The organism is Ralstonia sp. UBA689 (genome assembly GCF_002298975.1).
Taxonomy (GTDB): domain Bacteria; phylum Pseudomonadota; class Gammaproteobacteria; order Burkholderiales; family Burkholderiaceae; genus Ralstonia.
Genome location: NZ_DBMV01000011.1, coordinates 229017 through 243706, shown reverse-complemented (window position 1 = coordinate 243706; position 14690 = coordinate 229017). Strand labels below are relative to the sequence as shown.

Here is a 14690-nt window from a genome sequence, read left to right as displayed (position 1 = left end):
GGCAGCGAAATGAGCGTTCTCAATAAGGTGGAAAGCGGTTATCTGCAACTGATGCGGATTCTGGTGCTGGGTTTGGCGACGGTTGTACTGATCGGGGTGGCGCTGTTGGGTTTCAGCGCCGTGAGCGACTACAACGCCAAGCCGAAGGCCGTTTCAGAAGCCATCGACATCAAGGCCTCGGCGTTCAAGCTCGATGACGGCGAACAGGCCTCCGGCGACGATGCCGCCAAGCTGCATCCGGGCGCTGCAAAGCTGGAGACGGCGTTGGCTGACGTGATCAACAAGCACGGCAAGGCTCTACTGGGGGCATCGTTCCAGTTCGACAAGTCGGAGCTGCATGAATTGGTGACCAGCGCGCTGGAAGACAGCGACCAGGGCGAGCCGTTCCTGACCTCGGAAACGGCTTACCTCGACCAGGTGCTCAGCCGCCCCGACGTCGCCAAGCAAGCCAAGACGAGCGACGCGTTCTACGCTGTCGTCAACAAGGTGTTTTCGGATTACCACATGGCTTACGCTGCCGAGAAGGAGCGCATTTCCAGCGAAAAGGGCGCCGCCAAGATGGATGCCAGCGACAAGCGCTCGGGCGTCTACATCTCGCTGTACATGATTGCCGCGCTGTTCTCGGCATTCATCATGCTGGTGATGCTGATCGTGCAGATCCGCATTGAGCGCAGCATCCGTGTGATGTCGGAAGCGAACGTCCGCGCCTGAGGCTGTTCGGTCTCGCCCTCGGCGTCTTCTGCGGATGGAAAGATGGGATGGGGAAACCCCCCATCGTTGGGGTATGGCGGGGGGCGGGACCTTTTTATAATGGCCTCGCTTTGTGAATTCCGGCGCATTGCTCGTTCACAAAGCACACCCGACCATCTTTCGTCGTCAAAGGCTGAAGATGTTAAGCCCGCCCGCCCCCCGGCCCGCGGGCTTTTCTTTTGCTCGGTCGGTACTGCGGGGGCGGATGATAGCGCGCCTTCAGCGCGTTGTCGCGTGCGGCGAAGTGGGGGGTGGGGGCGTGGCCGACGAGGTGTCCGGCTGACCGGGCGTGCCGCCCAAGCCCACGGCAATGGCGGCAAGCAGCAGGGCCAGGCCGCGCGCAACGAGAAAGACGGTCTGCGCGCTGACGAATTCCGCCTTCGGCTCGCCGGCATCCTCGTCATCTGCGCGCCATGCTTCTCGTATGCTCCGGCGCTGCACGTGCAGGGGCTGTGCGTCACGATAGGCGCGCGGCGCACGCGTCTGGCGGCGCGTGTGAGGCTGTGTGTGCGACATGGCGTTCCTCCTCAGCCTTGCGACCAGGCGCGCCAGAACAGCAACGCCGTCATCGAAAAACCGAAGGTGGAGATCAGCGCCCGTACCACCGGCACCGGCAACCGTTTGCCCACGTGCGCACCCAGATAGCCGCCCAGGGCAGCAGCCACCAGCATGACCAGCGTCTGCGGCCACCACACCATCCTGGCCAGGGCAAAACACAGCACGGCCACCAGATTGGTCGCACCCACCAGCAGCGTGCGGGAGGCGTTCAGCGCTTTGATGTCGTCGTGGCCGAACAGCATCCACACCGCCATCATCATGATGCCTACCGCACCGCCAAAGTAGCCGCCGTAGACGGCCAGGCCGCCCTGCGCGACCAGCAGCGTCGTGCGGCCGATATGCATGCGCCGGCGCAGCCATGCCCCGGCCTGCTTGCCGAACGTAAATGCCAACGCACCCACCAGCAGCAGCCACGGCACGATGAAATCGAATGCACGCGACGGCGTGTTCATCAGCAGCAGGGCGCCGGCCAGGCCGCCCGTCAGGCTCACCGCCACCATGGCGCGCATCGAGACCTGCTCGAACCCGCGATAGTCGGCGCGATACGCCCATGCCGACGTGGCTGCGCCGGGCAGCAGCGCCACCGTGCTCGACGCATTGGCAAAGACAGACGGCACGCCCGCAAACATCAGCGCGGGCAGGGTAACGAACGAGCCGCCGCCCGCCAGGGCATTCATCATGCCGGCGAGCAGGCCCGCGCCAAAGAGCAGCAGCGTGGCGGATTCCATTGGGGGCGAGGTTGGGGATGTTGTGTTGTGAGATGCCTCAGTTTCTGCCGCTGGTGCCCACGACACAATCTGCGATACATTGATCGAGCCTCAGGATCAGACTGAGGCACATGCCAACCAGGACCGCCGTGCGCTTTGACCTGACCGACTTGCGACTGTTTCTGCATACCGCCGAGGCCGGCAGCATCACGGCGGGTGCGCAACGCTCGCATCTGACCTTGGCTTCGGCCAGTGCGCGCATCCGCGGCATGGAAGACACCTTGGGTGTGCCGCTGCTCATGCGCAACCGCCGCGGCGTGGAAACCACCGCCGCCGGCCGTACGCTCATGCACCATGCGCGCGTCGTGCTGCAACAGATGGACCGCATGCGCGGCGAACTGGGCGAATACGCGCGTGGGCTCAAGGGCTACGTGCGGTTGCTGTCCAACACCGCCGCCATGACCGAATTCCTGCCCGAGACGCTCAGCGCTTTCCTGGCCGCGCACCCCGAGGTCGACATCGACCTGGAAGAACTGGTGAGCCACGAGATCGTCGAGGCGATCGCGCAGGGGCGGGCAGACATCGGCATCGTCAACGATGCGGTGGATCTGTCGGGGCTGGAGACCTTTCCGTTCCGCCACGACCGCCTGGTGCTGGTGACCGCGCGCGACCACCCGCTGGCCGAGCGCCGCGAACTGAGCTTTGTCGAAACCTTGCAGGAAGCCTTCGTCGGCCTGACCGGCGACAACGCGCTGCAAGCCTACCTGGCCGGCCACGCCGCGCGCGCGGGGTATCGGCTCAAGTACCGCGTTCGGCTGCGCAGTTTCGATGCGGTGTGCCGGATGGTGGAGCGCAACGTGGGCGTGGGCGTGATCCCAGAACGCGCGGCCATCCGGCTGCAGCGCTCGATGGCCATCCGTCGCGTGCGCCTGACCGATGCCTGGGCGACGCGCCTGCTGCGCATCTGCGTGCGCCGTTTCGACGATCTGCCGGTCTTTGCGCGACAACTGATCGAACATTTGCGCGAGGCCTGACCCAACGGCGTGTCCGTCATTCGGCGGAGGAAGGCGGTTTGCACTCGCTTGGCCGCATGCCCGTCGGTACACTGCAAGCAGTTGTCGCCGCACTGGCGTGACGTGCGGCGCCGCACCAATCTTCCGCTGATGGAGCGCATCATGGCTTCTGCCGGTGTTCCCCCGATTGGCCTGCTGCACGCTGCGCGTGCGCTGCGCATCTATCGGCGCCACGAGATCAACGCGCTGGCATGGATCGCGCTGGGTGTCTGCCTGCGCAGCCCCGCGCCGATGGCGGCCCTCAGCATCGCCCTGCTGATCGTCTGTGTGTGGTCGCTCACGCGGCATATTCAATATCTCAAGCCCTTGCATGAGTTGCCGGTGTTCAGCCGCGTGCTCACGCACAGTGGCATGGCGTTCGCGGCCATCAACGCGGCGCTGTTGGCTGTGGAACTCGCCACCGGTGCTGGGCGTGGCGCCTGGTTCGGTGCCGACGGCTGGCTCACGCCGGCCTGGCCGCAGATCCTGCCGGAGGTGTCCGGCACGGTCGAACTGATGCTGGTCACCGCCCAGTGGATCGCCGTGCTGGGCGCGGTGGCTGCGGCTGGCGCCTGGGCGTGGCTGAGCCTGGGCGGCGGCCGCTCGCTGCGTCTTCCGCCGCGCTCGCAATGAGCCGATAAGCACGCTGCCCCGGGTGAATCCGGGTTGGTCTGGCGGAGTATTTCCTTCTATAAGTGTCAGTTGCAGGTGCGTTTCCGTCGCGCCCGAACGAGGCGCGCGTAGTCAAACGACAGGAGACAGGCATGACATCGTTGGACGCCTTCCTGCGGTGCCGCGACTTTCTGCTCGCGCATCGTGAGGACTACGACACCGCCGCGCGCGATTTCGCGTGGCCGGTGCTGGACCGCTTCAACTGGGCACTCGATTATTTCGACACCATGGCGCGCGGCAACGAGGGCATTGCGCTGTGGGTGCTCGACGACCATGGCCACGAGACGCGCCTGTCATTCGCGCAGATGGCCGAGCGCTCGGCGCGCGTGGCCAACCATCTGCGTGCGCTTGGGGTGCAGCGTGGTGACCGTATCCTGCTCATGCTCGGCAACGTGCCTGCCCTGTGGGATGTGATGCTCGCCAGCATCAAGATCGGCGCCGTCATCATCCCGGCCACCACCTTGCTCACGGCCGAAGACCTGCGCGAGCGCATCGCCATGGGCGAGGTGCGGCACGTGGTGGCGGGTGCGGCGGACTGCGCCAAGCTCGACGCCGTATCCGGCACCTTCACGCGCATCGTGGTCGGGGCGGACAAGACCCCGGCCGGCTGGTTCCGCTTTGAAGATGCCTACGGCGCTTCGCCCGAGTTCACGCCCGAGGTGCCTACTCAGGCCAGCGACCCGCTGCTGCTGTACTTCACCTCCGGCACCACGTCCAAGCCGAAGCTGGTGATGCACACGCATGCGAGCTACCCGGTCGGACACCTCTCGACGCTGTACTGGATCGGCCTGCGCCCAGGCGACGTGCACTGGAACATCAGTTCGCCCGGCTGGGCCAAGCATGCGTGGAGCTGTTTCTTTGCGCCGTGGAATGCCGGTGCCACCGTGTTCATCTACAACTACGCGCGCTTCGAGGCCAAGGCTGTGCTGGACGTACTCTGCCGCGCCAAGGTGACGACGCTGTGCGCGCCGCCCACCGTGTGGCGCATGCTGATCCAGGAAGACCTGGCCGCCTGGAAGCCCGCCCTGCGCGAACTCGTGGGCGCGGGCGAACCGCTCAACCCCGAAGCGATCGAGCGTGTACGCGCGGCCTGGGGCATCACCATTCGCGATGGCTACGGCCAGACCGAAACCACCTGCCAGATCGGCAACAGCCCTGGTCAGCCAGTCAAGCCGGGCTCAATGGGAAGGCCGCTGCCCGGCTACCGCATCACCCTGCGCGACCCCGACGGCAACGAGGCCGACGAAGGAGAGATCTGCATCGAATTGGAATCACGACCGACAGGCCTGATGGACGGCTATGCCGGCAACGCCGATAAAACCGCCGAGGCCATGCGGGGCGGCGTGTACCACACCTCTGACATTGCCGCGCGCGATGCCAGCGGCTACCTCACCTACGTCGGCCGCGCGGACGACGTCTTCAAGGCCTCCGACTATCGCGTGAGCCCGTTCGAACTGGAGAGCGTGCTGATCGAGCACCCGGCGATCGCCGAGGCCGCCGTCGTGCCGAGCCCCGACCCCGTGCGTCTGGCCGTGCCCAAGGCTTTCCTCATGCTGCGTGCCGGGCACGAGGCCACCCCTGAATTGGCGCGCGACATCCTGCGGTTCTGCCGCAACCGTCTGGCGTCGTACAAGCGCGTGCGCCGTATCGAGTTTGCCGATCTGCCCAAGACCATCTCGGGCAAGATCCGGCGCGTGGAGCTGCGCCTGCGTGAAGCCGCGCGTCCTGAGACCGGCCGCAACCTGCAGGAATATTGGGAAGAGGATTTCCCGGCCGATTGAGCCGTCGTCCGGCGTGGCACAGAACGAAGTGCGGCCCGGGTGGGCCGCACGACGTTTCGAAATCACCGACGCGAATACTGCTGATTAACGCGATGAGCGCGGCACCAGGCGCAACTGACGCACGCGGTCCAGGTCATACGCCGGCACGCCGCCATGCGGCAGTGATGCGCGCGAGGCGGCTAGGTCGCGGCCGCGCACGATGACCGGCGCAAGCGCGCCCGCGCGGATCAAATCCGACGCGGCCAGCTCGATCCAATCCCGATAGTTGCGGTAGACCTCTTCGGCTGTGGCTTTTTGGTGTGCGCAATCGCACAACGACAGGGCTTCGGACGTGACGAAACAGCTCACGACCTTGCCGTCGACGATGGCCTGAAAGAACAGGTCGCCTACAGACCTGAAAGTCTTACCGGTGAACGAGATGTTCATGATGCCCCCCCCATTGATCAAGCGCGCCGATTGGCCGGCGTGCCCCACATGCCGCTTGCGCGGCGCAGTGATCACATGCGGGAGCGTGTTGCCGAACGGAGGGAAGAAGCTGCTCCGGATGCAGAATCGATCCGGTTGCAACGGACCCCATGAAGCGGGTCGAACTGTCCCTCGGTGCCGTTATGCGGTCTGTCAATTCGGCGTTTGACTGCGGTTTTTGCTCTCGCGCTGCGACCTTCCCCGTACACATCCTGTTTGATGTCGAAGCCTGTTCGACATCGTTATGGTCACTACAGTTGATGCCAAAAAACACGACCGACGCCGATCACGATTGCAATCGTGAGCAGCCACAACAAAACAAGTGGAATTCGGACTGATGGCCCGCGTGTCGTTTGAAACAGGCGCCGCCGCGTTGGGATCACCTGCCAATCGGCAGTGTGACGCTCCCACCCCATGCGGGCTGAGAGTCCTGCGCTTCCCCGTTTGATTGTTCCCATGGCTTGCTCCCGAAAGCCTTGTTTTCTTGCGTATTTAATTTTATTTAATTCTGCTTTTCTTCGGTTGCATTCTAGGACACTCTACGCGCAGCGCTAGTGCACCTTGGCATGAATTCTCTACGCCATTTGGCTCATGGCTGGCAGGTCTAGGACAAATTGGGGGGGAATCGAAAAATCGATTTTCAGAAAATCACGCGGCGATTATCGGATACGCAAACGCTTACGTTTCAAACGCTTAGAGATCGTCGCCCCAATGCTTTCGCAAGGCCGGACGACTACAGTCATGCGCCTTTGGTCAGACGCGCACGTTGTGATGTGGTGTACGTGTCACAAGATGGAAAACACCCTCGACACTGCGGTAGAGTGCTGGCGGCCGCAAGGCCTCACAAGGATTTGGACATCGACATGACGCAAGCAGGACGCGCCCGGAAACCGAGGGCGTTGGCAAAGTTTGGATCGCGCGCGGCTGCCGCGCTGGCGGTCATATTGGCGGCCGCAGGCGCGATGGCGGCGCAGGGGCAGGAGCCCAGCCTTGCGCTACGCCGTGCTGCCGTTGAGTCGACCTTGGCGCACGCCAGCAATTGCCAGCGGCTGGGTGACTATTACTGGGAGATCGGCGACGCCAACGGCGTGCAGATGCGCGGGCAGCGGGGCCAGCGCATTGGTGCCAACAAGACTGTGCGGCTTGCGTCCGCCTCCAAATGGGTGTTCGGCGCCTACGTGGTTGAGCGCGAGCGCGGCAAGCTCACGCCCGCGGAGGTCGAGGCACTCACCATGCGCTCGGGCTACGACGCGCTCAATCCGCTCCTGTGCAATCGCAATGACACCGTGCAGAGCTGCTTCCATCGCGGTCGCAACGCCACCTTCACGCCCGGCCACGTCGGCCGGTTCAGCTACAACGGCGGTCACGACCAGAAAATGCTGATGGACCTCGGCTTTGCCAATGCCGACGCAGCGGCGCTCTCCGACGAGCTCGATCGCGAACTCGGCCACACCCCCGGCATGCGCGATGCCGACAGCCCGCTCGGTATCCGCTACCTCGCTCCCGAGCCGGCCAGCGGCATGATCGCCACGCCCGCCGCCTATGGCCAGTTCCTGCGCCGGCTCCTGCGCGGGGAATACCTGCTCGGCAGGATGCTCGGCCAGCACGCCGTGTGCACTGAGCCCGGCAGTTGCCCGACCGCCGTCAGCACGCCGGCCGCGCAGCCATGGCACTACGCGCTCAACTACTGGATCGAAGACCAGCCCGGCGGTGACGGCGCTTACAGCTCACCCGGCGCGTTCGGCTTCTATCCGTGGATCTCGGCCGACAAGCGCCACTACGGCATGATCGTGCGCGAGACGCGCGCCCCGCGCGCCTACATACGCAGCGCCGCGTGCGGCGCGTTGATCCGCCGGGCTTTTGCCGAAGGCCGGCCCCAGCATCCGCCGGTCGAGAGCGATCAGACCGGCAACGCCGACGCTGGCGACTGACACCAGCCGCGCTGCCGATCAATAGCCGCGGTAATACGGGCGATAGTGCGGGTGGTCGTAGTAATAACCACCCGCCGGCACCACCACGCACGCGCTCAGTGCGGAAGCGGCAGCGGCAGCAAGGATCAGCAAGGCGAGGGTGCGTTTCATGATGAGGCTCCGGTGTTGTCGTTGGACTTGCCTCGACTGTATGGAAAGGCCTCGCAACCGCGCTTTACCGTTTGTAAGCAAAACTGCGCCGCATAGGCCCGCAATGGGCAGTCCGGGCCGCCTTTGCAACGCCCCGCATCGGCGGCCGTAATTTGCCGTTACCTTTGCGGACGGATTGCGTGGCTGGCGTGCGCCGCCTGTCGGTGCACCGCCACAATGTTCGACAAACTTGTCGCCAATCTATTGACAGATCATCGAGGTAGGCGGGAAATTTGACAAACGGCAAACGTTCGACATTCAGATTCAAGTGTCTGGCGCCGATAGCCGTTCATACAGAGATGTCAGGGCGCCCGAAAAGACGATGACGGGCATCAAGCCCTGCGGGGACTACGCGATGCGCGCCGCCGTTGCCGCGCGCATCGGCAATATGTGTCGGGGGGAACGCATCATGATGACTTTTCTGGAATCCACCATCGCTTGGATCGTGCCGTGCCTGATCGCCACCGCGATTGTTGTGCCGGTCATGTGGCGCAAGCTGCGCGCTCGCCGTGTGTTGCAAGCGATGCACCACGCGCGCGAGCACCGCGACGAGTGATACGTTGAAGGACTGACCGCCGGCCGGTCGCTTTCCTTTCCATTTGCCTATGAAGAACGGGCGCCGCATTGCTGCAGGCGCCCGCTAGGTATTGCACGAACCGGTGGCGGCGCGTCCCGTTGCGCCGCCCACCGGTTGGCCGTTGCTCAGGCTGCGACGGCCTGGTTCACCACATCACGCATGGCAGCATGCGCGGCTTCCATCGCTTGCGTACGGGCGTCGGCGCCCATCGCGAGGCGCTCCGCACGTACGAACTGCACATCGGTGATGCCGAAGAAGCCGAACACCGTCTTCAGATAGGCTTCCTGGAAATCCATTGCTGCCGCTGGGCCGGCCGAATACATGCCGCCGCGCGTGGAAGCGACGATGACCTTCTTGCCGCCGGCCAGGCCGACCGGGCCGTTTTCCGTGTACTTGAACGTGCGGCCGGCTTGCGCCACGCGATCGATCCAGGCCTTGAGCTGGCTGGGCACCGAGAAGTTGTACATCGGCGCGCCGACCACGATCACGTCGCTGGCGAGCAGCTCGTTCACCAGCGCTTCGGAGCGGGCGTGCTCGGCGCGGGTGGCGTCGTCAAAATCGTTGCTGCCCGTGGCGCGGAAGCCGGCAGCGATGGCGCCGTCCAGGTGGGGGATGGCTTCGACCGACAGGTCGCGGCGGACCACGGTGGCTTCCGGGTTTTCGCGGCGCAGCTCGTCGACGATGGCGGCGGTCAGGATGCGCGAGGCCGAGGCGTCGCCGAGGATGCTGGAATCGAGGTGAAGGACTTGCATGGCGTCTCTCCAAGAAAAAGGTGGGTTGCTGCAAAGATAGTGCGGTGCAGCAAGTTCCAGTAGTGGGTCGAATCGGCACAGATCGTTCTATGAATGAGACAATGCACCTTTCCGCCGATGCGCATTCTGGGGAGCCGCCATGGAAGACCTGAACGACCTCGTCCTGTTTGCCAGCGTGGTGGCGAACGGCAGCTTTTCCGCCGCCGCGAGGGCGTTGGGGATTCCCAAGTCGCGCGTGAGCCGCCGCGTGGCGGATCTGGAAGCGCGCCTTGGGGTGCGTCTGCTGCAGCGATCGACGCGCGCGGTGCACGTGACGGATGTCGGCCAGGCGTTCTACGCGCATTGCGAGACCATGACGCAGGCCGCGCGCGCCGCCTTCGAGGTAGCCGAGCACGCCGGCGAGAAACCCTCCGGCCGCCTGCGCGTGAGTTGCCCGGTTGGGGTGGCGCACCTGTTCCTCGCGCCCGTGGTGCCGCGCTTTCTGCGCGCGCATCCGGATGTACGCCTGGAGCTGGACGTGACCAACCGGCGGGTCGACGTGATCGGCGAGGGGTATGACGTGGCGCTGCGCGTGCGCTCAACGCTGGACGATTCCAATCTGGTCGTGCGGACCTTTGGCATGAGCCAGCAGGTGCTGGTGGCCAGCCCGGAATTTGTGGCCGCGCATGGGCCCTTCGATACGGTGGTGTCGTTGCAGGGAGTCGCCGCGCTATGGCTGGGCGCCGTCACCGGCGAGCGCTCGCGCTGGCATTTGACCGGGCCGGACGGCGCGGCCGTCGACATCGAATGCCAGCCGGTGCTGGCCACCGATGATCTGCACATGCTCACCCAGAGCACCATTGCCGGCGTGGGCGTCGGGCTGCTCCCCTACAACTTGTGTGCCGAAGGTCTGCGCGACGGCCGCCTCGTCCGGCTGCTGCCCGACCACAAACCACCGAAGCACCAGTTTCACGCCGTCTTCCCCTCGCGGCGTGGGTTGGTGCCGGCGGTGCGCGCGTTCATCGAGTTCCTGGCCGCCGAATTGCCCCCGCTCACCGAGAAGGTCGCCGCTGGGTGCTATGACGATATCCTGCAGTCACCGCCTGATCGTTGACTCTGCAACGATTGCCATTCGGGCGTATGATCGACGGCTTCGCTTCAGTCATTTGTGTGGATGTCTGTGACGGCATTCGCGCGCATGCCCATGTCCTCCCGCCCCAGCATCGAGCCACCTCAGCCGGATACCGCCGTTGCTTCGTTGACCGCCCCGCTCGGCACGCCGCCGGTACCCGAGATTCCGGTCATGGTGGTGATGGGCGGCCTGATGCTTGCCATCTTGCTGGGGGCATTGGAGCAAACGATTGTCGCGGTGGCGCTGCCCGTCATTGCTGGCGAACTCAACGGTTTTGCGCTGATGGCGTGGGTGGTGTCGGCATACCTGGTGGCCTCCACTGTCGTCACGCCCATCTACGGCAAGCTGAGTGACCTGTATGGCCGCCGTGCCATGCTGACGACGGCCATTGCGCTGTTCGTGCTGGCCTCGGTGGCGTGCGCCATGGCGACCAGCATGCCGATGCTGCTGTTCGCGCGCGTGCTGCAGGGCCTGGGCGGCGGCGGGTTGATCTCGGTGGCGCAGGCCACCATTGCCGACGTGGTGCCGCTACGCGAGCGCGGCCGCTACCAGGGCTACGTGAGCGGCATGTGGGCCATGGCCAGCCTGGCCGGGCCCGTGATCGGCGGATACCTGACGCACTATCTTTCGTGGCGCTGGATCTTCTGGATCAACCTGCCGCTGGGCATCCTCGCGCTGGTTGTGGTGCGCCGCACGCTGCGGCATCTGCCGGTGGCGCACCAGCGCCGACCCATCGACGTGCCGGGCGTGGTGCTGTTTGCGGTGGGCCTGACGGCGCTGCTGCTGATGATCACGCGCGTGGGACAGGGCGTGCCGCTCACGCAGCCCGAAAACCTCGGCCTGCTGGTGGGGGCGGTGGTAGTGCTGGGCGCCTTCGTCTGGCAGGAGAACCGCGCGGCCGAGCCAATCATTCCGCTGTCGATGTTCCGCGTGCGCACGGTCACGATCTGCTGCCTGGCACTGTTCCTGTGCTTCTTCCAACTGATTGCCACGTCGGTGCTGATGCCACTGCGCTTCCAGATGGTGGCCGGCGCCAGCCCCGATGCCGCCGCGCTGCGTCTGGTGCCGCTGACGCTGTCGATTCCGTTCGGCGCGTTCGTGGCCGGCAAGTGGATGACGCACAGCGGCCGCTACAAGCCGCTGATGGTGGGTGGCGCCTGCGTGGTGCCGTTTGCCATTGTCGCGCTGGGCCTGCTGGACCCGCGCAACGTCTGGGCGCTGACCCTGGCGATGATTGTGCTTGGCCTAGCGATTGGCGTGCAGTTTCCGACCGGGCTGGTGGCCACGCAGAACGCCGTGCCGCCGCACACGATGGGGCTGGCAACGGCGCTGACCGCATTCTCGCGCCTGCTGGGCGGTGCGGTGGGCGTGGCGGTGCTGACGTCGGTGCTGATTGCGCTGCTGCGCCAGGCGGCCCCCGAAGCACAGGTCGCGGCCGGCGGAGATTTGCTGATGGACCTGTTTCACGCGGCGCTCGCAAGCAACAGCGCCGATGCGCAGACGCTGCAACGCGCGGGCGAGAGCGCGTTCCGGCATCTGTTCTTCTTTGCGGCAGCGGTTTCGGTGGTTTCGCCGTTGCTGCTCGTGCGGCTGGAAGAGAAGGCTCTGCGCGGCAAGGTGTCGACCGCGCACGCGGTGGATTGAGCTAGCTCGCGCTCGGCGCCAGCGCACGGCGGCGGGCGCGGCGCGCAACGCTGCCTTCGTACAGTGCCCAACGCAACGTGGGCGCAATGGTGCGCATGGCGGCCGATGCGAAGGCAGCCTGCAGCGCTGGCCGTTTCAGTTCAAGCATCTGCATGGCCCACGGCGGCAGCAACTGGATGCCGGCATCGAGAAAGATGCGTACCGCCGGCTGCAGCCCAGGGCGTGGCGCCTTCCACGTCATCAAGACTTCCACCACCGCGCGCGCACGATCGCTGGCCACCAGATCGGCACGCATGGCATTCAGGTAGGCCTGGACCGCCGCGCGCGACTTCGGTACATCACGCGCGCCAAGCAGTTCGGCAACCAAGGCGGTTTCTTCAAAGTAACGGTCCTGCTTGGCGCCGGCGAGGCTGCCATCGACATAGCGCAGGTAGCCGGCCAGGAAGCTCGACATCTCCGCCACATGCACCCAGGTGAGCAGGTCCGGATCGTTGGCCGAATACGGCCGTCCGTCGGGGGCAATGCCGTGGATGCGGCCGTGGATGATCTTGACGTGCTCGATCAGCGCCAGCGCGTCGCGTCGACTGCCATAGGTCGTGCCGGCCACGAACTGCGCGGTGCGGCCCAGACGCCCCTGCAGGTCTTCACGAAAGTTGGAGTGATCCCACACGCCGGCCAGCGCGCGCGGGTGCAGCGCCTGCAGCAGTAGCGCGCTGATACCGCCCGCCATCATCGACGGGAAATCGGCATGCACTTGCCAGCAGACCGCATCGGGGCCGAACAGGCCGGGGTCACCCGGTGGCGAAGCGATGTCGAGGGACAGTCCGCCGGTGGCCCGCGTGAGGCCGCGGACCTGGTTGGCGATGCGTTCGCGAAGTGCTGCGAGCGGGGAGGGCATGGAGCCGGAAGGGGCGCGAGGGAGATGCCTTCATTTTACCGGCGGGCCCGGTGGTCTAGCACCCCGCCGCGATGACAGAACGCCGCATGACGTGTCCGCCATGCCGGGATTGTCTGTTGCAGGGTCTGTCGCGGGGCTGATGACATCCGGGCCTCCTAGAATGCGAAAAACACCTCGCGAGAACGTCATGCACATGGCCCACCTTTCAACCGCTGTCAGGCGGCGCTGCATCGCGCTGGCGCTGCTTTGCTTCTGCCTGAGCCCGCTGATGTGCGCGGCAGAGAGTGCGCAAGCGTTACGCGACAAGTACCAAAGTCTGGCGCAGCGATTAGCCGACAGCCCATTCCACCAACCGCTGGTGCTCGAATCCACCGAGACGCCCGACATGCTCAAGGGCGATATCTACAGCGTGATCGATTACCCGTTTGTCACTGTCAGCGGCGCGTTGAACGATCCGGCGCAGGGGCCAGCCCATTGGTGCGACGTGCTGATCCTGCATCTGAACATCAAGTACTGCCACGCGGTGGCGGGGACCAGCGGCAGCGTGCTCGACGTGAACCTCGGGCGCAAGGTGGAGCAGTCCTTGTCCAGCAGCTACCGGCTTGAGTTCAGTTACCGCCCGGTCGTCAGCAGCGCGGAGTACTTCCGCGTAGAACTGAATGCCGATTCCGGCCCGTTCAGCACCCGGGACTACCGCATCGTGCTGGAGGCCATCCCATCCCCGGCCGGTGGCAACCGGACCTTTCTGCACCTCACCTATGCCTACGGCTATGGCACCGCCGGCCGGCTGGCGATGCGCACGTACCTGGCCACCGTGGGCAGCAACAAGGTGGGCTTTACCGAGTCGGCCGATTCATCGGGGGCGCAGCCGCAATACGTGGGTGGCGTGCGCGGTCTGCTTGAACGCAACACGATGCGCTACTACTTGGCCATCGATGCCTATCTGAAGGCGCTCGCCGTGCCGCCGGACAAGCGGCTGGAATTGCGCCTTGTTACGTGGTTCAACGCCACGGAGCATTACCCGCGCCAGTTGCACGAGGTGGAGCGGCAGGACTACCTGCAGATGAAGCACCACGAAGTCGAGCGCCAGCAGACGGCGCAATGACACCCGCTACGCGGGGCGATACACCTTGGCGAAGCGCTGTGCCTGCACGACGCCGTAGTCGCCGGGGGCGTATTGCAGTATCCAGTCGCCGGCCTGGCCGTGCAGCACATCGCCGGCTTCGGAGCGCGCCATCGAGAACGGCGCGCTCATCTGCTTGGCGAGCACCTCGCTCGGGCGGTTGCGGTATGCACCGGATTCGCCATGCGTGTGCGATGCATCGGCAGGGACGTACTTCGCATCGAAACGCACGCGTGAGACCACCCAGCGGTCGCCCGTGGAACCGGTGATGAGCGCATCGCCGGGGGCGTAGCGGTTGGGGCCTTCCAGGCTCATGAGCTCGCCGGCCTGGGTGGCAAAGTCGACGTGGACGGTCTCGTCCTTGACGAAGGGGCGGGCTGCGGGGTCGGTGCGCAGGTCGACGTGTTGCAGGGTGGGCATGAAGCGTGGGGCGTAAGAAAAAGTCAGACAGATACCGCGGCGAAGGGCGTAAGGGTAACG

Annotated in this window: 16 protein-coding genes; 9 read left to right on the top strand and 7 right to left on the bottom strand. The window is 65.3% G+C overall.

The window, feature by feature from the left end; genetic code table 11:
- Positions 1-9: 9 nt before the first annotated feature.
- Positions 10-711: a hypothetical protein gene (locus tag B4F51_RS06695; protein WP_296224304.1), complete on the top strand. Its 702-nt coding sequence runs from the start codon at positions 10-12 to the stop codon at positions 709-711.
- A gap of 258 nt (positions 712-969) precedes the next feature.
- Here the strand turns inward: B4F51_RS06695 and B4F51_RS06690 are convergent, their stop codons facing one another.
- Positions 970-1266 carry a hypothetical protein gene (locus tag B4F51_RS06690; protein WP_296224303.1) on the bottom strand — a complete coding sequence of 99 codons (297 nt, stop codon included), beginning with the start codon at positions 1264-1266 and terminating at the stop codon, positions 970-972.
- Positions 1267-1277: 11 nt separating this feature from the next.
- Complete coding sequence (locus tag B4F51_RS06685; protein ID WP_296224302.1) at positions 1278-2036, bottom strand: sulfite exporter TauE/SafE family protein; 759 nt, start codon at positions 2034-2036, stop codon at positions 1278-1280.
- A gap of 128 nt (positions 2037-2164) precedes the next feature.
- Between B4F51_RS06685 and B4F51_RS06680 the strand changes: the two genes are divergently transcribed.
- The 3 genes from B4F51_RS06680 (at position 2165) to B4F51_RS06670 (ending at position 5520) form a co-directional block, all read left to right on the top strand.
- Positions 2165-3049: a LysR substrate-binding domain-containing protein gene (locus B4F51_RS06680; RefSeq protein WP_296224361.1), complete on the top strand. Its 885-nt coding sequence runs from the start codon at positions 2165-2167 to the stop codon at positions 3047-3049.
- A 141-nt stretch (positions 3050-3190) separates the two neighbouring features.
- Complete coding sequence (locus B4F51_RS06675) at positions 3191-3700, top strand: hypothetical protein (RefSeq protein ID WP_296224301.1); 510 nt, start codon at positions 3191-3193, stop codon at positions 3698-3700.
- Between the two features lie 131 nt (positions 3701-3831).
- Positions 3832-5520, top strand: a complete 1689-nt coding sequence (locus B4F51_RS06670) for an AMP-binding protein (RefSeq protein WP_296224300.1) — start codon at positions 3832-3834, stop codon at positions 5518-5520.
- Between the two features lie 84 nt (positions 5521-5604).
- Here the strand turns inward: B4F51_RS06670 and B4F51_RS06665 are convergent, their stop codons facing one another.
- On the bottom strand, positions 5605-5946 hold the full coding sequence (locus B4F51_RS06665) for a DUF1488 family protein (protein WP_296224299.1): 342 nt from the start codon (positions 5944-5946) through the stop codon (positions 5605-5607).
- A 902-nt stretch (positions 5947-6848) separates the two neighbouring features.
- Here B4F51_RS06665 and B4F51_RS06660 point away from each other — a divergent pair.
- Positions 6849-7916: a hypothetical protein gene (locus B4F51_RS06660; protein ID WP_296224298.1), complete on the top strand. Its 1068-nt coding sequence runs from the start codon at positions 6849-6851 to the stop codon at positions 7914-7916.
- A gap of 18 nt (positions 7917-7934) precedes the next feature.
- Here B4F51_RS06660 and B4F51_RS06655 read toward each other — a convergent pair whose 3' ends face one another.
- On the bottom strand, positions 7935-8066 hold the full coding sequence (locus tag B4F51_RS06655; RefSeq protein WP_296224297.1) for a hypothetical protein: 132 nt from the start codon (positions 8064-8066) through the stop codon (positions 7935-7937).
- Positions 8067-8427: 361 nt separating this feature from the next.
- Here B4F51_RS06655 and B4F51_RS06650 point away from each other — a divergent pair, with 361 nt between their 5' ends.
- Positions 8428-8661, top strand: a complete 234-nt coding sequence (locus B4F51_RS06650; RefSeq protein ID WP_296224296.1) for a hypothetical protein — start codon at positions 8428-8430, stop codon at positions 8659-8661.
- A 146-nt stretch (positions 8662-8807) separates the two neighbouring features.
- Here the strand turns inward: B4F51_RS06650 and B4F51_RS06645 are convergent, their stop codons facing one another.
- Positions 8808-9434: an FMN-dependent NADH-azoreductase gene (locus tag B4F51_RS06645; protein ID WP_296224295.1), complete on the bottom strand. Its 627-nt coding sequence runs from the start codon at positions 9432-9434 to the stop codon at positions 8808-8810.
- A gap of 139 nt (positions 9435-9573) precedes the next feature.
- Here B4F51_RS06645 and B4F51_RS06640 point away from each other — a divergent pair, with 139 nt between their 5' ends.
- Positions 9574-10527 carry a LysR family transcriptional regulator gene (locus B4F51_RS06640; RefSeq protein WP_296224294.1) on the top strand — a complete coding sequence of 318 codons (954 nt, stop codon included), beginning with the start codon at positions 9574-9576 and terminating at the stop codon, positions 10525-10527.
- A 90-nt stretch (positions 10528-10617) separates the two neighbouring features.
- Positions 10618-12189 (top strand): MDR family MFS transporter, encoded by a 1572-nt coding sequence (locus B4F51_RS06635; RefSeq protein ID WP_296224293.1) that lies wholly within the window; start codon positions 10618-10620, stop codon positions 12187-12189.
- A gap of 1 nt (position 12190) precedes the next feature.
- On the opposite strand, the gene B4F51_RS06630 is transcribed toward B4F51_RS06635, so the two are convergent.
- Positions 12191-13087 carry an oxygenase MpaB family protein gene (locus B4F51_RS06630; RefSeq protein WP_296224292.1) on the bottom strand — a complete coding sequence of 299 codons (897 nt, stop codon included), beginning with the start codon at positions 13085-13087 and terminating at the stop codon, positions 12191-12193.
- A gap of 160 nt (positions 13088-13247) precedes the next feature.
- On the opposite strand from B4F51_RS06630, the gene B4F51_RS06625 reads away from it, so the two are divergent.
- Positions 13248-14192: a hypothetical protein gene (locus B4F51_RS06625; protein ID WP_414706697.1), complete on the top strand. Its 945-nt coding sequence runs from the start codon at positions 13248-13250 to the stop codon at positions 14190-14192.
- A gap of 6 nt (positions 14193-14198) precedes the next feature.
- Here the strand turns inward: B4F51_RS06625 and B4F51_RS06620 are convergent, their stop codons facing one another.
- Positions 14199-14630: a PGDYG domain-containing protein gene (locus tag B4F51_RS06620; protein WP_296224291.1), complete on the bottom strand. Its 432-nt coding sequence runs from the start codon at positions 14628-14630 to the stop codon at positions 14199-14201.
- Positions 14631-14690: the final 60 nt, after the last annotated feature.

Bases quoted from the DNA above. Each gene is read 5' to 3' on its own strand.
- B4F51_RS06695 (WP_296224304.1), top strand. From the start codon at position 10: ATGAGCGTTCTCAATAAGGTGGAAAGCGGTTATCTGCAACTGATGCGG.
- B4F51_RS06690 (WP_296224303.1), bottom strand. From the start codon at position 1,266: ATGTCGCACACACAGCCTCACACGCGCCGCCAGACGCGTGCGCCGCGC.
- B4F51_RS06685 (WP_296224302.1), bottom strand. From the start codon at position 2,036: ATGGAATCCGCCACGCTGCTGCTCTTTGGCGCGGGCCTGCTCGCCGGC.
- B4F51_RS06675 (WP_296224301.1), top strand. From the start codon at position 3,191: ATGGCTTCTGCCGGTGTTCCCCCGATTGGCCTGCTGCACGCTGCGCGT.
- B4F51_RS06670 (WP_296224300.1), top strand. From the start codon at position 3,832: ATGACATCGTTGGACGCCTTCCTGCGGTGCCGCGACTTTCTGCTCGCG.
- B4F51_RS06665 (WP_296224299.1), bottom strand. From the start codon at position 5,946: ATGAACATCTCGTTCACCGGTAAGACTTTCAGGTCTGTAGGCGACCTG.
- B4F51_RS06660 (WP_296224298.1), top strand. From the start codon at position 6,849: ATGACGCAAGCAGGACGCGCCCGGAAACCGAGGGCGTTGGCAAAGTTT.
- B4F51_RS06655 (WP_296224297.1), bottom strand. From the start codon at position 8,066: ATGAAACGCACCCTCGCCTTGCTGATCCTTGCTGCCGCTGCCGCTTCC.
- B4F51_RS06650 (WP_296224296.1), top strand. From the start codon at position 8,428: ATGACGGGCATCAAGCCCTGCGGGGACTACGCGATGCGCGCCGCCGTT.
- B4F51_RS06645 (WP_296224295.1), bottom strand. From the start codon at position 9,434: ATGCAAGTCCTTCACCTCGATTCCAGCATCCTCGGCGACGCCTCGGCC.
- B4F51_RS06640 (WP_296224294.1), top strand. From the start codon at position 9,574: ATGGAAGACCTGAACGACCTCGTCCTGTTTGCCAGCGTGGTGGCGAAC.
- B4F51_RS06635 (WP_296224293.1), top strand. From the start codon at position 10,618: ATGTCCTCCCGCCCCAGCATCGAGCCACCTCAGCCGGATACCGCCGTT.
- B4F51_RS06630 (WP_296224292.1), bottom strand. From the start codon at position 13,087: ATGCCCTCCCCGCTCGCAGCACTTCGCGAACGCATCGCCAACCAGGTC.
- B4F51_RS06625 (WP_414706697.1), top strand. From the start codon at position 13,248: ATGCGAAAAACACCTCGCGAGAACGTCATGCACATGGCCCACCTTTCA.
- B4F51_RS06620 (WP_296224291.1), bottom strand. From the start codon at position 14,630: ATGCCCACCCTGCAACACGTCGACCTGCGCACCGACCCCGCAGCCCGC.